Below are 16,191 nucleotides of genomic sequence, written 5' to 3' on the forward strand. Positions count from 1 at the left end.
GTACACGTCGGCATCGGTATTACGGTGCTCACACCTTAGTGCGGTGTTAAACGAATAAGGTAGGGGATAGTACTTCGTGTGACAGCAAGACAAAGTTCTGGATATTTATAATTTCTTCGTTAAAATTCCGCACCTTTTGTTTTTTCGATATAAAGATGTCTACTCATAACAATAATGATATTGCAGCATTGGCTGCTGCTTCTGTCGCCGGCAGTGTTTCTATTCTAGCTGGTAGTGGTAAGTTTTCTTTTGTAAGTTCCGCCATAGGACTTTCATTAATGGTGATTGTTTTAGTTTATTCTTGGCAGTCTGTTGTACGTAGAGAGCAGCGTCTTGCTTTTTCAGTAGTATTTTCACTTCTAGCTATGGTGTTTTTTGCTCCGCTAGTTGAACTTGCTGTGTTTCACTCGACTTCCACTAATTCGTTCTTACATAGCTTAGAGAACTTTAGTAAGCACGGTGAGAGCAATGTTAATGGAAATGTTTTGTTTCTATGTTGGGTGCTTTCTTCTATCGCCATATTTATTTCACTAAGTTGTTTAAATATGAAACCGGAAAACGATTCTCCAGAGTTAATAGAAGCTACTGATGTGAATACGCCAACTATACATATTCCTGTCTCTCGTTTGGTGAGTTCATGGTCTTATGGATTGGGAGCAGGTTTGTTCGTTAGTATCATGTTTTGGTTGCTCTCACATTAGCGTTGTTATTCGTTTAACAAACTGTTCAAGAGGGGTTCGTAACGCGTGGCATTTGTGCTGTGAGTTGAGTTTTGTGTCTAAGGTGGTATGCGGGAGCTTCGGTATTACGTTGCTGACATCTTAACAGGGCTACATGGATTCCCCCCAGGTTGTCAAACATCCGCTAAACTTATGTTGATGGGTTTTGGACTGCCGCTCTACATTCGGCCTACTTATCGACGATTCGCATACGTCGTGGCCCTGATGACTTGCGCGACTGCGGTGCCTAATTCGTTAGATGACATCTAGTGTGTCCGCCGCATTAACAGGCTCTCCGCAAGTGGTCTTAACCTATCTCCATCATTAGCGTCTGCAATGACCCGGTGGGTTTAACTCTTTATGCTGCTTAGGTTTTTACTTAAGCAGCATAGTTTTCATATTCTGTTTGATTGTGTAAAAGCGACCATATAATTCGTGCGTTCTTCGCAGCAAGTGCCACTATTGCTCGGTTCATTCCTCTCCGCTCTAGAACGCCCCGACACCACTGACTTAATTTATCTTGCTTGTCGCCAAGGTTGGCAATCACGGTCCTTGCTCCGTGAACTAATAGTGTTCGTAAGTATTTGTCGCCGTGTTTGGTTATCCGACCTAAGCGAGGCTTTCCTCCCGTCGAATATTGTTTTGGTACTAGTCCTAGCCAAGCTGAGAAATCACGGCTTTTATCAAATTGAGAACCATTGCCTATCGACGCAAGTATCGCAGTAGCGGTTTGCGGTCCAATGCCACGAACCTTCATCACTCGTTGAACATTAGCGCTGACCTTAGCAAAAGAGTCAAAGACTTGTTCTGTATCGGCGATACGTTGATTCAACTCACCAAGGTGGTGATAAGCATCGGCAATGACTGTTCTTGCGAGGTGTGGCAGTTCATTTTCTGCATCTTCGAGCATTAAGGGAACGTGTTTCAACAATGAAGAGCGACCAACAGGAATGATTAATCCGAATTCAGAAAGCAGGGCACGCATGCGATTCATAAGCGCGGTGCGTTCACGAACCCAATGCTCTCTCATTCTATGTACCGATAGGATGGCTTGTTGCTCGGGGGATTTTACGGGTACAAAGCGAGTTGATGGACGCTGAACAGCTTCGCAGATAGCGACTGCATCATTAAGGTCGTTCTTCCCTTTAGTTCGATAAGGAACCACGTATTTAACGGCCATGATACGGGCGTCATGCCCCAGTTTATTGAGTGTTCTTGCCCAATAATGTGCACCACCACACGCTTCGACGCCTATACTCATGAGTGGCATATTTGCTATTGTAGTCAGTAGTTTAGAGCGGGTTACTGACTTATGAAGTATGACCTTACCATTTTGGTCTACGGCATGAAGACTGAAGTGGTTTTTAGCTAGGTCGATACCGCAGAAATAAGAATAATCAGACATGGTGCCTCCGATGCATTTAAGTACCACATAAGTGTGGCAGATCCTCGGTAGGGGGAATCTATGTCATTCGTTAGCTCTCAAAGGAAAGTTATGAACTTGGATTTAAAGAATAACCTAATAATGGCGCTAGTGGGTGCTATTCTTGCCTCTTCAGGATTTGTCGCTAAGGGATACTTTGAGGCAGAGGGTGAAAAAGAGAAATTTGCTTTCAACCTACATAAAAAACTCTATGATGAAGGTGCAGCATCAATGGTTGCTCTCAATAATGCATATTCAGAACTCTATGCCTTATACGGTGAAGGTTATGGGTTAACTCCTTCTGAGTTATCTGAAAAACACGAAAACCTGCGAAAGTCATTAAAAGACCACTCAGATTATATTGATGAATTGGAGCGTTACGGTACTACCGGACAGATTGAAATAGCTAAAAATCATTTCGATTGGTTTTGGGGAGTTTATTCAGAGCTGGATCTACAGTACAAGACTGCAAATCAGGTTGAAAAAAGAGCTAAAGAACTGTTGTTAGTAGAAGACGTCCCGTCGGAACATTTTGATTTTGTAAATAAGGCTCTTGAGTCTGAAATAGAGAGATTGGTCAGAAATGAAAATCGGATGTTTTATTCTATCGGTTGGTATAAAAAACCTGTGATAAATGGAATTGAGCAATATTTGAACTTACAGTTTAGAGGTGCTCTTGGCTTGCCAGTAACAAAGGACATGGCGGAGAAAATCAACTCTCTTCCTGAATTGAGGCAAAAAAGCAACAACTTTGAGTATAAAGAAAAGAGGCTTCCATTTATGTTTGCTGAGGGACGTTCCTTCCAAGCTCCGACATTAGAGTTTCAAGGTGATAATGATTTTTTTGAAAACAAGAATGATATTCTTGCTGCAAACGTAAAAATGAAGTTTATAGCTTCTGCTATTGATAATGATAAGTGGCTCCAAGAGGAGCTAAAAAGAAGAAAAGCTGCGGCTCAAAAAGAAAATGAGAGCTAACAAAGCATTTAATAGTGATTCGCAACGCTTGGCAGTTTCGCTTCGCTCAAGCATAGCCAAGCGCCGCTCACACCTTAGTGCGGCGTTATACCCCTTGTTGGGCTACTGCACAGTATTTAAAAAATCTAAGTGAAGACGTATAAAAGGAAGTGTAAGATATTCAACTTGTTGTATTCTCTACATAAGGACTTTTAGGTGTTAGATCTAATCCAAAAGTTAGTACATGTTTCTCTAATAGTAATCTTTGGTTTCATCCTTCTAATATTGTTTTCAGTTAACCCACTCATGGGCATTGGAGTGTCGGTGGGGGCAGGCTTAATTTTTTACAAAGTTAAGCTAGCAACGAACACGTATAATTTCTTCTCCAAATCAAGTTCAGATACTAAAGCATCGAGTTCACTATCGTTCGCGCGTAGCACTGAACTTGTTCAGCATAAGAAAAGCTCTTACGAAATTGTTATTGAGAACAGCAAAGACCTTGAAGGGCGCTTGGCAAAAATAGGGGCTACAGGAAAAGGTTTACATGAGAAAACATCTTCAGTTTCTAGCATATTACCGACTAAGCTCGTCAAAGAATTGAGAGCCGTTGCTACGATAAGGAATAAGCTTGTTCACGAAGAAGGCTTTTCACTAACTAATCATGAATTAGAGGATTTTGAAGAACTAGCGTATTCCGCATACAGAGCACTACGAAACTTGCCAGCTCTACCAAAGGTATCAACTCATAAGTTTACTTGTGGTAAATGCGATAAAACCGATATTGCTCATATCACAATGAAACAAGCAGTTCCTTTATTCGCTCATTGTCAGCATTGTGGTGAAAAGTTGGATCTTGAATCGGAAGGTTTTGTTACTGAGAACTCAGCGGTATAACAAGTGTCTAAGGCGCCATGTCCTACCCTAAAAAATAACACTTTATGGAGGTCGGTATGAATATCAAAGAGTCTGATTGGAAAATCTTTTGCGAAATAAAGAGTGTAGCTGCGCAACGGTTTTGTACTCGACAGCTAGATGAAGCAATCAAAACGATTACTGATGAATCAGAACCTGTAGGGGAAAGGTTCAACTTTATGTGTCAGCACTCCAAAGAATCTCAGAAGCAAATGAAGCTTATTTTTGACGGCCATTCTCGAAGCCGTGCATTTATCCAGCTCATGCAAATGTGTGAGGAAGGTTTGGTTGCACCAGAAAAATTTGAACGCCTTTCTGAGGAACTCAAAAAAGACATTACGAGTATTCTAGAAAGAAGAGCCTAAGGAAAGTTGGCTAATCAGGCCGCTTCTTTTTCATAGCTGAAACCATCTCAATATTCCTCCTTTTTATTCGCGAACTCGGATATCCGCTACAATTTTGCCTCGGCAACCTCACTTATACGAGTTTTATTATACGAGTTGTATTGAAAATCGTAGAGTTACTCGTTTTTTTCTCCTTCAAAACGCCGTTGATTTTTAAGAATTAGCACTAGAATCTGGATTGAGATTTCTTCCAAAAAAGTGTCAACATTACTTGGTCAATAAAATCTCTCGTTAGCCCTTTAAATCCGTGCGCTCTAGGTGAACTGAAAGTGTCACCTAGAGTGCGCTAGGGTGGGGGTTGCGGGAGGTTTATGCTTGTGATGCGACCAGAGCCCCACCATCTCAAATTCTTGGACCCAAATTCTTCAATATTTTTGGTTTGCATAGACGTTCTAGCGATTATTCGGATTCCGAATCCATGATTTTTGGTCAGGGAAGTCGAGTGTTATGTTTTGAAAAGTGACTGTGCGGATCTGTGAGTGCCTATAGGCCTTTAAAGTTCTCAATACTGGACTATTAGGTTTACTTGCTGGTGGGTAGTTCAGGCATGTTATGTCATTAAATGAGAATTGAAGGATTAGACTGGAAGGTGGTGTTAAGAATGAACGAAAGGCTAGAAGTGTTTTCTTGATCGCGTTTCAGTGTTGTTTGATTAGCCTGGAGTGTATTACGTGGTGGTAAAGCCCAATCCAATATACATGAATGTAAGTAGGCGGCTCTCAGCGCTAGCGAGTTATGCCAAAGGAATAGTTCTTATTCTTGATTACTCTATTCGTTTAGAAGTGCGTACAAGGCCATACAAGTAACATTCTAGATGCTAGTCGGTTTTGTCTTTTTGTTTGAGTAGTGTGTTGAACCTAGCGAAAAAGCGGTCTAGTCTTACTGTTAGAAAAACTACTGTATAAGTCCACCTTTCGTCCACCCTTAATCCACCCAAGCAAGATTGGGATAAAGTGGGGAAGGGGAAAGTTGATTATTTTCAGTGTATTGCGCGAGATTTACGACGTTTTTGAGGGCTCAAAAACGGTGAAACCCCGATGTTGGTAGCATCGGGGTTTCGAATTTCTAGATTTCTCGACTGGTAAGATCGATTATCTTTTCTATGCAGAAGGCTTGGATTAATCCAATCTTATTCCTTGGTAGGGAATTAGATACGGATGAAGTCCATGTGCTCAACTTTTGGCTTGAACGCGTGACGTTGAACGTCTTGCGGCTTAACCTTAACTTCTGCGCCGTCAATCAGTAGAGTGATTGCTTCGTAGAATTCAGGCTTATCCATTTGGTTGATCACGTCAGCGTGAACAAGTTCGATAGCTACAGCTGCTGCTTCGCCACCGTAGATTACAGCTGGGAATTTACCAGCGTGACGTAGGCGGCGGCTCGCACCTTTACCTAGTTCAGTACGTACTACTGCTTCAAATTTCATAGTTTTACTCTCAAATTAGTAAAAATTAACTTCACACCTCAATGCGACCTTGAGTATGTGGTAATGCCTAGGCATAAACGAGTTCATGCTTAAGCGAGCGCGGATACTAACATCACATTCCAATATGAGCAAGTCAGAAGCCCACCTCAAAGTGAATTTCCTTCAATAACGGGTTCGTTTGGAGATAAAACGTTCGCTAATGCTTGTTGAGCCCATTTTAGCCCCTATTACATCGCCATTCTTATCTATTTATATCGCTGCTAAATCATCAAGTTAATGAACGGAAAATGAATGCTTAGCTAAGGCTTGGTTAAGGCTTGGTTAGTTAATCTTAGTGTTAATTAAACAGCAGAATGAATAGGTGAAAATATGGAACCGGTCAGCATTGTCGTTATTACACTAAACGAAGAGAAACGTATTAGCCGCTTAATGGAAGAGTTGAGCGTGCAAACCCACCAAGAGTTTGAAGTGATTGTTGTCGACTCGAACAGTGAAGACAACACAAGAGGAGTGGCACAAGCTTATGAAAGCGCGTTGCCAAAATTAACTGTTCATCATATGGAAAATCGTGGTGTGAGCCTTGGCAGAAATACTGGGGCTTCTTTGGCTCAGTACAACAGAATCCTTTTTTTAGATGCCGATGTGAGCTTGCCTCGAAACTTCCTTGCAAAAGCGCTTTATGAACTAGAAGAGAACAAGCTTGAGGTCGCAGGTGTGTACATGAGTTCGAAAGGTTTGCCGCTTGTGCACAAGTTTGGTTATGGGCTATTTAACGCAGGCCTGTTTACTACCCAGTTCTTTTTTCCTACGGCGATTGGCGCGTGTATTTTCTCGACGAAACGAGCACATGAAGAAATCGGTGGTTTCGATGAAGAGATCGTACTGTGTGAAGATTGTGACTACGTTAAACGTGCAAGCAAGACATGGCGCTTTAGGTTTCTAAATCTGACCTTTGGGTTTGACCCACGTCGATTAGATCAAGATGGCGTTGTGAAGACAGGCTCAACTTACCTTAAAGCCAATGTCAGACGCTTCTTTAAAGGAGAAATGCGTAACAATGAGATGAATTACAAGTTTGGTCACTATAAAGAACAGTAAGCTTTGAGGTTGTTATGTTTGATGGACTAGGGCTGTTTTTGGGAGCATTGGGTGATGCTCTCATAGGCCCAAACCTATTTGTACCGGGAGAGCCTTTTTTTATCGCAGCGGGCTTTCAACTGTATTCAGGTGCATGGATGGCGTTAGTTTTAGTGATGCTAGGTGGCTTGCTTGGTGATCAACTCAGTTATTTTATAGGTTATAAATACGGTGCTAAGGCGCAACGAAGGCTCATTAAGTTTCGCCCTAAAACCAAAAGATTAATTGCGCGCTGCCGCTATCTGATTGCTCGCAAAGGCACATATATCATTCTTTTTGCTCGTTTGTTAGGACCTATTGCTTGGGTTGTACCATTTATTGCTGGCTCGCATCGTGTACCGTGGCGCAATTTCAGTGTGTTGGCCTTTACTGGTTTGGTTCTTGGTGGTGGACAGTTCATTGTTTGGGGCATGTTGCTGGCGCATGGCGTTGAAAGCTTTCCGTGGCTTAATAGCCTTAAGATATTTATCTCTGAGCATAATAGCTTGATCGTGGGTGTGTTCGCGGTATTGGTCTTCACCATTATCGGTTACCGAATGAAGTGGCGACGCTTGGTTCTTAAGTCGAGTGCGCTGTTGTTGGCGTGGGTGTTGTTTGCAAACTACGCACACTTTTTCTGGAAGGCCGATGATTTTCAGAATCAACAAGGTACGGCTCAAATTAGTAAAGTAGATTGGAACTCGGTTTCCTATAAAGCATTCCCAGGGAAATCGTCATTCTATTCAGCACAAGCGATCAACGTGATTTATGTGGGCTCAACCCCAAGAGATTTAATGCAGCAATTAGGCTGGATAGAGAATCAAACCTTTTCTAGAAATGAGATTGAATGGGCTGGTTATCTCGCATTGCTCAGAGACAAAACGCCGCCAGTGTCCGATTTATATTGGCGAGACAAGCCGCAAGATATGGCGTTTCAATTGCCGGGTAACCTGATGAAGCGCAGCCATATTCGCTGGTGGCGTGCTGGTGTTGATATTCAAACTAATCAGCCTCAATGGTTAGGCGCAATCAGCTATGATGATGGCCTTAAAGTCACTCCTTATTCAGGTATTGTGACCATACTTCACAACATTGACCCTAATGTTGATGAAGAGCGAGATAGGCTCGCTAATCAGATTCGTACGTTACTGCCTGATATTGAGTTAGATAAGTATCCATTGGCAACTGTGGAAGTGATCGATGAAGATCATGATTATTATACTGATGGTAGAATTTTAATGATTGGAGCAACGACCCTGAGTGATGATTCCCAAGCTTGGGATGTCGCTGTGAACGATATATAGAGTTGTATATAAGGTCGATAGAACTAAGCCCTAGCATTACGTTAGGGCTTATTGTGTTTAACTTTTACTTAGCTTGTTCAGCCTTTACTTATTTTAAGTACCAGAGAGGCTTTTAATCCGCCCATTGAGCTCTTGCCGAGCGTTAAGCTGCCTCGGTAACTGTGCGCCATTTCATTTACGATGTTAAGCCCCAAGCCTGTTCCTGGTGTGGTTTCATCGAGTCGAACGCCACGTTTGGTCACTTGCTCAAGTTTCTCTTCAGGAATGCCTTGGCCATCATCTTCAATCACCAATTCTATGTTGCCATCGTCGAGTTCATTTGCATGGACTCGAATAATGCTGCTCGCCCACTTGTAACTGTTCTCGAGTAGGTTACCGACCATTTCATCAAGATCGGTTTTTTCTACCGCCACTTCAATCTCAGAGTCTAGCTCGTTAATCATGGTGACTTCATTGGCGGCATACACTTTATCAAACGCCATTGAGATCGCTTCGACACGCTCGCAAGGTGAAGACTTCACTGAAAGAATGTTCATTGCACCGGCCATACGCGCTCGGCCAAGGTGATAATCTATTTGGCTTTGAATCTGATGAATGGGCTGTTGCAGCAGTGCTTTGTCATCCTCGGGCAGTCGCTCTATCTCATTTTTCAGAACCGACAGTGGCGTTTTCAACGCGTGAGATAGATTTCCTGCATGGTTTCTCGCTCGCTCCAATAACTCTTGATAGTGGAAGAGTAGGGCATTGAGGTCAGAAACTAATGGAGAAACCTCTTTCGGGTAGTTGTCGCTTAAACCTTGTTGCTCGCCGTTTCTTAACATCACCAGTTCACGTTGCATCTTACTGAGTGGCAATAGTGACCAACTGACTTGAATGCCGATGAGCAGTAGTACACCCACAAACAACAACATCAGAATCAACCATACTTGACTAGTAAGCTCGGTCAATGTGGATTCTAGTGGGTCTTCATCAATACCTATGGTGATGGTAACGGGCTCATTTAGTTCAGGTAAGTAGATGTCTTGCTCAATGTAAATCAGCTTCTCATCTTGTGGCCCTTTGACCGATGTGTGGATAGGAGAACGCTTGATGGTGAGGTCTTTGTCCCATAGAGATCGAGCTCGAATAATCTGGTCTTGGGTAGCAGCTCGCCAATAAATACCACTGTAGGGTTGGTTAAACCTAGGGTCAGACAGACGCTCTGCCATGATGAGGTTACCATTGTCGTTGGTTTCTATGTTGGCGGTTAACTCGTCCATGGTTAGGCTGAGCTGTTGCTTGACGTCATCGACCAAGTAATCGTTAACCAACTTAGGTATTCCAACGCCTGCCGCTAATATCATCGCACCTAGCCAAAAAGCCGCGGCGAGGAGCAAGCGGCTTTTTAGACTGACGTTTTTAAGTGTTCGTTTTTTTAGATTCATACGTTATCAGCCTGTCTTTGCTCATCTTGCTATGAGAACAACGATGGTCAGCACAGGCTGTCCACTTAATTGATGGTTGTGCTTAAATTGACGACTGCTCTTAGCTTAATTAAATACAGCATTATTCAGCATTCAGTTGGTAGCCAAGGCCACGAACGGTTTTGATGATCTTAGGTGCGATTTTCTTACGAATACGCCCGATAAACACTTCCACGGTGTTTGAATCGCGGTCGAAGTCTTGTTTGTAGATGTGCTCAACCAACTCAGTGCGCGAGATAACCTTGTTTTGGTTATGCATGAAGTAAGCAACAACTTTGTACTCCAATGCTGTCAAGCTGACGGCTTGGCCTTGCCATAACACTTTAGAACTGCGTGTATCTAGGCTTAAATCACCAATTTGAAGTATCGGTGCCGCACTGCCTGACGCTCGGCGTAGTTGAGCACGAATGCGGGCGATAAGTTCAACCATTTCGAATGGCTTAGTTAGGTAATCATCTGCACCTGCATTCAAGCCCTCAACACGCTGAGTTAGGGTGTCACGAGCGCTTAAGATAATTACTGGTGTGTTAATGTTTTCGTCTCGAATGCCTTTTAATACGGTAAGGCCATCAAGCTTAGGTAAACCTAAATCGAGAACAATCGCGTCCCACTCTTCTGATGTTGCACGGTAGAGTGCATCAATACCATCTTGAGAAAGCTCTGGAACCCAGTCGGCTCCCTCAAGTGTTTCAATAATTTGTTGGCCCAAACGAGGCTCGTCTTCAACGACTAAAATTTTCATAATTGTTCTTCTTCTTAATTCTTGTAATGACTGTTCGTTGTGCTTAATTGCTCGTCGTGATTAATGGTGTCTTTAAAGTTGCGGCTCTTACTTATTCACCGTGTTTAATTGCGTCTTTAAAGTTTCGTCCTTTAATCATGAGCATTTCTAACGTCTCAGCGTTGTATTCGACTTTGATGATGTTGTTTTGGTAATTGATTTTTAGTTCATACACCCAAATGTCGTCATCTTCTTCTAGCTCTACTTTAATAATTCGACCATGAAGATCGTTTTCAACCGCTGCATACATTTCTGAGAAAGGGCGGATATAACCTTCTCGAACCGCTTCATAGACTTCGTCTTGATCTTCTTCAAATTCGATACGAGTTCCTGCTTTGTGAACGTCTTGTACTAGGTCGTGACCATTATGATGTGAGTCAGCCCATGCGCCAGCAGAAACAAATAAGCCTAAGCTTATAGAAAACAAAGAAATCATAGCTTTACTAAACATAGCGAATCCTAGAGAAGGTTGATAGCGTTCAGTATAAAAAAGTAATTCTGAACAGAAAGTGAACCTGATTAATAATGAGAATTTGAACCTAAAAACTTCAAACTTATTGGTTAAAGGCTTGATAACAGCAGACTAACCATTGAGTGTTAAGAACATAATATCTAGCGTTGTTGAAGCTCGTCTTCGAATATCTTGTCTCTCATTTTCCAAAAGCGTCCGACTTTACGTGCGATGACGAATTGAGGTGGCCGGAATCTGTGTTGGTGAGCAACCACTTTCGTTGGTGACGCTTCTTCAAAAGGGCGGTGTCTGTCTGCAAGGTGAGGGCGAACAAACTGGTCTTTGAAGTTCTGCTTCTGCTTTTTGGTGGTTAATGACCAAAACTCATGCACTTGCGCTTGGTTTTCACCGCGATAGGTGACTTTAAGTTGTGATTTACCTTTATCATCTTTAAGCACGTTGAGGTCCATTTCTAAGCACTCGAATACCAAAGCATCTTTTAGGTTCAGTGCCTCTTTAAGTTTTTTGTCTGGGTCGACTAAGGTTGCATCGCACTCATGACAAATACGCGCGGCAATGTCGTTATCGGCCCCACATTCACCGCAATACTTTGCGCGAAAACGATAGTTACAGTGCTCGCGTTCCCCTGTGTCTTCGTCGGTAAAGTAGCCTTGGCATTTACGACCAAAGTGTTCAAGTAAGAAGCCGTTGCTGTCTAATTTACCCCAAAAGTTATTATTGAAGCCGCAAGCAGGGCAGGGAATGGTGATGATCTCACTGTCAGAATCGGGTTTTGGGTCACCCACTTCAGGTTGGTATAGATCGTAACTGTTGCCCGCATAGTCGAGCACTAAACACTCTTTTTTACCAGGAGACAAACGTAAGCCACGACCAACGATTTGCTGGTACAAGCTGATGGATTCAGTTGGGCGTAGAATCGCTATTAAATCGACATGCGGCGCGTCAAAGCCTGTGGTTAATACCGATACGTTGACTAAGAATTTGATCTTACGTTCTTTGAAATCGTTGATGATTTGATCGCGCTCTAGCGTAGGCGTGTCACCAATTACAATTGATGATTCGCCTTCTGGCAATAAGCCAAGGATCTCTTGTGCGTGTCGAACCGTCGCAGCAAATACCATGATGCCGAGTTTGTCTTTGGCCAGTTCAATGATTTGGTCGACAATTTGTGGAGTAGCGCGTTTAGATTGCTCGATCACCATGTCGAGTTCGGCTTCTTTATAGCGACCAGTGCTCGCTGGCTTTAACTGTGAAAAGTCATAGCTTAAAACTGGCGCATCGATCATACGTGCAGGGGTTAAGAAGCCTTCGTCGAGCAGGTAGCGAATTGGAAGTTCGAAAATACAGTCTCTGAAAAAGCGAGGTTCTTCAGATCGAACTTGTCCACGTGTGTGGTATTGGTAAAGCCACCCCATACCAAGACGATAAGGGGTAGCGGTTAATCCAAGCACCTTGATGCCCGGGTTATTCTCACGCAAGTGAGTGATTACTTTTTGATAGCTACTGGTCTTTTCATCGGGAACACGGTGACACTCATCGATCACCAATAGTGAAAATTGGTTAGAGAATGAGTCGAGGTTTCGAACGACGGATTGCACCGAAGCAAACACGACTTGTTGGTCGGTCTCTTTACGTCCTAAACCCGCAGAGAAGATCGAACCCTTCAGCCCGTAGCCTTCATACTTTTCATGGTTCTGCTCAACCAGCTCTTTTACGTGAGCAAGTACCAGTACACGACCTTTCGCAAGCCTTGCCAGTTCTGCAATTACAAGGCTTTTTCCAGCACCTGTCGGAAGCACAAGAACAGCCGGAGTTTGGTGTTTTCTGAAGTAATGAATCACTGATTTTACGGAATCAGCTTGGTACGGGCGGAGTGTATACATATCGCGTCTTGTAAGGTGGAAAACAAATAGTGTGAAATAGCTCAACTAATTGAGCAAAGGTGACTATAATACCCGACTTAGATTAGTTGAGGTATTCATGCGTTTAGATAAATTTCTGTGCGATGCATTAGGCGTCACTCGAAGAGAAGCAACACACTTATTAAAATCCAAGGCAGTGACAGTTAATGATGTCATTCAAAAAAGCGGTTCACTCAAGGTAACTGAAGAGTGTGTTGTCGAATGGCAAGGCAATGAACTGAATGTGCATGGCCCTCGTTACATCATGCTTTATAAGCCAGAAGGCTTTGTTTGTTCGCATGAAGATGGCGCAAATCGTATCGCGTTTGAATTACTCGATGAAATCAAAATGGATAAGCTGCATTTCGCTGGTCGTCTAGATATTGATACAACGGGTCTTGTGTTGATTACTGATGATGGTAAGTGGTCTCACCGTATCACATCACCAAAGCATAAGTGCGAGAAGACGTACCGTGTGTGGTTGGTTGAACCGGTTGAAGACGATTACGTTGAAAAATTTAAAGAAGGCATTCAGCTTAAGAGCGAAGATGGCCTAACACTTCCAGCACACCTAGAAGTTCGTGCAGAGCGCGAAGTATTGCTAACGATTCATGAAGGCAAATACCACCAAGTTAAACGTATGTTTGCTGCACTTGGTAATAAGGTAGAAGCGCTGCACCGTGAACGTATTGGCGAAATTGAAATGGACGAATCTTTAGAGCTAGGTGAATACCGCTACCTAACGCAAGAAGAAGTCGACTCTATCTGGAAGTAATCCTTTCAATCGTGGATGTAGCCGACCAAGGATAGCGTCGGCTGATTATTTTGACTGGTACTAGGACAGTTTCAGCCATTATTACTATATGTTCATGTATGTGTGCGCATATTCGTGTATCACTGTGCGTATTCGTATATTGCTGCGTGCATGCTCGTGCACAAATAAAACCTAGTACTTAGCCGGAGAGTTATGCAAACATCGCCCCCACAGAGCCCAAGCTCCCAACCAGAACCCCCTCAATTAGGCTTAGTGCTGTTTTTGATTCTAGGTGCGATTGGTGCACTGACTCCGCTCGCCATTGATATGTATCTGCCTGCGATGCCTACCATTGCCAAAGATCTTGGTGTGACGGCGGGTGAGGTACAAATTACGCTAACAGCGTATACCGCGGGTTTCGCACTGGGGCAGTTGCTGCATGGTCCGTTGGCAGATAGCTACGGTCGCAAACCTGTATTGCTCATTGGTGTGTTCTTGTTTGCTATCGCGTCTATGGTGAGTGCGACAACACACGGCATTGAAGCGCTGACTTACATCCGTACTGCTCAAGGTTTTGCTGGTGCTGCCGCAGCGGTTATTATCCAAGCGGTGGTAAGAGACATGTTCGATCGTGAAGATTTCGCGAGAACCATGTCTTTCGTTACCTTAGTGATGACGGTAGCGCCATTGGTCGCTCCGATGATTGGCGGCTACTTAGCGTTGTGGTTCGGTTGGCGCTCTATTTTCTGGGTGCTGGCTATCTTCTCTGTGATCGTAATTCTAGCGGTATCGATGAAGATCCCTGAAACGCTCCCCGCAGAAAAGCGACAGCCACTGCGCTTTAAAACAACGATTCGTAATTACGCGCGTTTGTGTAAGAACCCAACGGCGATGGGCTTGATTTTCTCTGGTGCATTCTCTTTTTCAGGCATGTTTGCGTTCTTAACGGCTGGCTCATTCGTTTACATTGATATCTATGGTGTTCGCCCTGATCTGTTTGGCTACCTGTTCGGTCTGAACATTGTTGCGATGATCTTGATGACGAGCATCAATGGTCGAATCGTTAAGAAAGTGGGCTCTCATGCCATGCTTAGAGTGGGCTTAACCATTCAACTATTTGCTGGCTTAGGCCTACTCGTCGGTTGGATGCTGGATATCGGTTTGTGGGGTATTGTGCCGTTTGTGATGCTGTTTATCGGCACACTGTCTACTATTGGTAGTAACTCAATGGCACTGCTTTTAAGCGGATACCCGAATATGGCCGGCACAGCGTCTTCGCTTGCGGGCACATTAAGATTTGGTACTGGTTCTGTGGTAGGGGCAATTGTTGCAATGCTACCAAGTGACACTGCAGGGCCAATGGCTATGGTGATGGCAGTTTGTGCAATACTGTCAGCATTACTATATTGGACATTAGGAAAGAAGGCATAATGTCAAAATACTATATTGAAATTCAGAAGTTAGTGAACGATGCGTTAGGCGAACTGTATGCTCTACATAAGTCAGGTAAAGCGATCGATGCGCCTATCGCGAACAACCTTTACCTTGTTCGCTGGGTAACAAAAGCGATTAAGTCTCAAGCGTATGATCGTGTGATTGTGCCGGACTTGGTTCGTTGGCAGAAACAGGGGCGCTCAAAAGGCAACAACTCTGATTTAACTTTTACCTTTAAACGTATTTCTGCGTTTTACGGACGTTTTTTCCCTGAAGGCGAAGAGCCTAAAGCACTAAAAGACAGTGATGTTGAAGCGTTCATGGACAAAATGTACGAGATGGGGTGGAGCGTATCGAGTGAAGACGAGCTAACGACTGGCGGCAAGATCCAATTCTTCACCGATGGTGAGCACTCTTTTGCCTTGTGTGGCAAACAGTGCGACGACTCTTTTGACGGTGAGTTGATGGTTAAGCCTATGAACTGGTTTGTTCGTGGTAACCACGCTGAGTTCATCCAAGCGGCGATGGAAGCGGGGTTCATGCTTCACAAAGTAACGGACTATAAGTCTGCAGTGAAGTATCACGGTGAATACATCGTTTACCCTGCTAATCAAGGCAACCAATTGGCTGAGATCCCAATTAGCGTTATTGGCTAGTAGCGGATTCGGGATACGAGATGAGAGATACGAAGAGCGGAATTATCCGCTCTTTTTTTGCCTCTCATAGCGCGTGTCGCTAATTTGCTGTTAAGTCTTTTCGCATCCCGTTACCCGAATCTCGTATCCGTTTTAATCTATTCGCATCTCGACACTCGAATCCCGTATCCGCTTTTAGTCTTTTCGCATCCCGTTACCCGAATCTCGCATCCGTTTTAATCTATTCGCGTCTCGACACTCGAATCCCGTATCTGCTTTTTGATGTGACCCCATAAAAGTAGACACTTAATACAGAGCATTGAGTGTAATGAAAGTAAAATCACAAAGACAATATACAGACGAATTTAAACGAGAAGCTGTTCAGCGATCTCTCGATTCTTCTGACACCGTTAAGTCAGTAGCACTATCCTTAGGAATATCGCCGGTGCTACTTTCTAAATGGAGATGCCAAATGACGTCGAAGAAGACT

16 protein-coding genes are annotated in these 16,191 nt (G+C 43.5%); 10 read left to right on the forward strand and 6 right to left on the reverse strand.

Annotated features, from left to right (window positions below; all coding sequences use genetic code 11):
- Positions 1-155 precede the first annotated feature (155 nt).
- Positions 156-701, forward strand: a complete 546-nt coding sequence (locus tag FTW16_RS16950; RefSeq protein ID WP_054541000.1) for a hypothetical protein — start codon at positions 156-158, stop codon at positions 699-701.
- A gap of 397 nt (positions 702-1,098) precedes the next feature.
- Here the strand turns inward: FTW16_RS16950 and FTW16_RS16960 are convergent, their stop codons facing one another.
- Entirely contained in the window at positions 1,099-2,124 is a 1,026-nt protein-coding gene (locus FTW16_RS16960) for an IS110 family transposase (protein WP_146491924.1), read from the reverse strand.
- Positions 2,125-2,214: 90 nt separating this feature from the next.
- Between FTW16_RS16960 and FTW16_RS16965 the strand changes: the two genes are divergently transcribed.
- The 3 genes from FTW16_RS16965 (at position 2,215) to FTW16_RS16975 (ending at position 4,376) form a co-directional block, all read left to right on the forward strand.
- Positions 2,215-3,120, forward strand: coding sequence for a hypothetical protein (locus FTW16_RS16965; protein WP_146491925.1), 906 nt, complete (start codon positions 2,215-2,217; stop codon positions 3,118-3,120).
- A 195-nt stretch (positions 3,121-3,315) separates the two neighbouring features.
- Positions 3,316-3,993 carry a hypothetical protein gene (locus tag FTW16_RS16970; RefSeq protein WP_261383475.1) on the forward strand — a complete coding sequence of 226 codons (678 nt, stop codon included), beginning with the start codon at positions 3,316-3,318 and terminating at the stop codon, positions 3,991-3,993.
- A gap of 56 nt (positions 3,994-4,049) precedes the next feature.
- Positions 4,050-4,376 (forward strand): hypothetical protein, encoded by a 327-nt coding sequence (locus FTW16_RS16975; protein ID WP_146491926.1) that lies wholly within the window; start codon positions 4,050-4,052, stop codon positions 4,374-4,376.
- A 1,186-nt stretch (positions 4,377-5,562) separates the two neighbouring features.
- Here the strand turns inward: FTW16_RS16975 and rplY are convergent.
- Positions 5,563-5,841, reverse strand: a complete 279-nt coding sequence (rplY, locus tag FTW16_RS16980) for a 50S ribosomal protein L25 (RefSeq protein ID WP_010441516.1) — start codon at positions 5,839-5,841, stop codon at positions 5,563-5,565.
- Between the two features lie 369 nt (positions 5,842-6,210).
- Between rplY and FTW16_RS16985 the strand changes: the two genes are divergently transcribed.
- Positions 6,211-6,939, forward strand: coding sequence for a glycosyltransferase family 2 protein (locus tag FTW16_RS16985; RefSeq protein WP_146491927.1), 729 nt, complete (start codon positions 6,211-6,213; stop codon positions 6,937-6,939).
- Between the two features lie 14 nt (positions 6,940-6,953).
- A complete protein-coding gene (locus FTW16_RS16990; protein WP_146491928.1) occupies positions 6,954-8,261 on the forward strand; it encodes an LssY C-terminal domain-containing protein in 1,308 nt (435 codons plus the stop codon).
- Positions 8,262-8,338: 77 nt separating this feature from the next.
- On the opposite strand, the gene FTW16_RS16995 is transcribed toward FTW16_RS16990, so the two are convergent.
- From FTW16_RS16995 to FTW16_RS17010, 4 genes are all read right to left on the reverse strand, one after another.
- A complete protein-coding gene (locus FTW16_RS16995; RefSeq protein WP_123325945.1) occupies positions 8,339-9,685 on the reverse strand; it encodes an ATP-binding protein in 1,347 nt (448 codons plus the stop codon).
- Between the two features lie 121 nt (positions 9,686-9,806).
- Complete coding sequence (locus FTW16_RS17000) at positions 9,807-10,466, reverse strand: response regulator transcription factor (RefSeq protein WP_017060377.1); 660 nt, start codon at positions 10,464-10,466, stop codon at positions 9,807-9,809.
- Positions 10,467-10,557: 91 nt separating this feature from the next.
- Positions 10,558-10,956 (reverse strand): PepSY domain-containing protein, encoded by a 399-nt coding sequence (locus FTW16_RS17005; protein WP_017108242.1) that lies wholly within the window; start codon positions 10,954-10,956, stop codon positions 10,558-10,560.
- Between the two features lie 161 nt (positions 10,957-11,117).
- Entirely contained in the window at positions 11,118-12,860 is a 1,743-nt protein-coding gene (locus tag FTW16_RS17010; protein ID WP_146491929.1) for a DEAD/DEAH box helicase, read from the reverse strand.
- 97 nt (positions 12,861-12,957) lie between these two features.
- Between FTW16_RS17010 and rsuA the strand changes: the two genes are divergently transcribed.
- The 4 genes from rsuA to FTW16_RS17030 form a co-directional block, all read left to right on the forward strand.
- Positions 12,958-13,653, forward strand: coding sequence for a 16S rRNA pseudouridine(516) synthase RsuA (gene rsuA, locus FTW16_RS17015; protein ID WP_017060380.1), 696 nt, complete (start codon positions 12,958-12,960; stop codon positions 13,651-13,653).
- Positions 13,654-13,845: 192 nt separating this feature from the next.
- Complete coding sequence (locus tag FTW16_RS17020; RefSeq protein ID WP_146491930.1) at positions 13,846-15,063, forward strand: Bcr/CflA family multidrug efflux MFS transporter; 1,218 nt, start codon at positions 13,846-13,848, stop codon at positions 15,061-15,063.
- A complete protein-coding gene (locus tag FTW16_RS17025; protein ID WP_010441495.1) occupies positions 15,063-15,722 on the forward strand; it encodes a DUF2913 family protein in 660 nt (219 codons plus the stop codon). The genes FTW16_RS17020 and FTW16_RS17025 overlap by 1 nt, the downstream gene beginning before the upstream one ends.
- Positions 15,723-16,029: 307 nt before the next feature.
- A partial coding sequence (locus FTW16_RS17030) for a transposase (protein WP_146491931.1) occupies positions 16,030-16,191 on the forward strand: 162 nt, incomplete at its 3' end.

The organism is Vibrio sp. T20, assembly GCF_007858795.1.
GTDB classification, from domain to species: domain Bacteria; phylum Pseudomonadota; class Gammaproteobacteria; order Enterobacterales; family Vibrionaceae; genus Vibrio; species Vibrio satsumensis.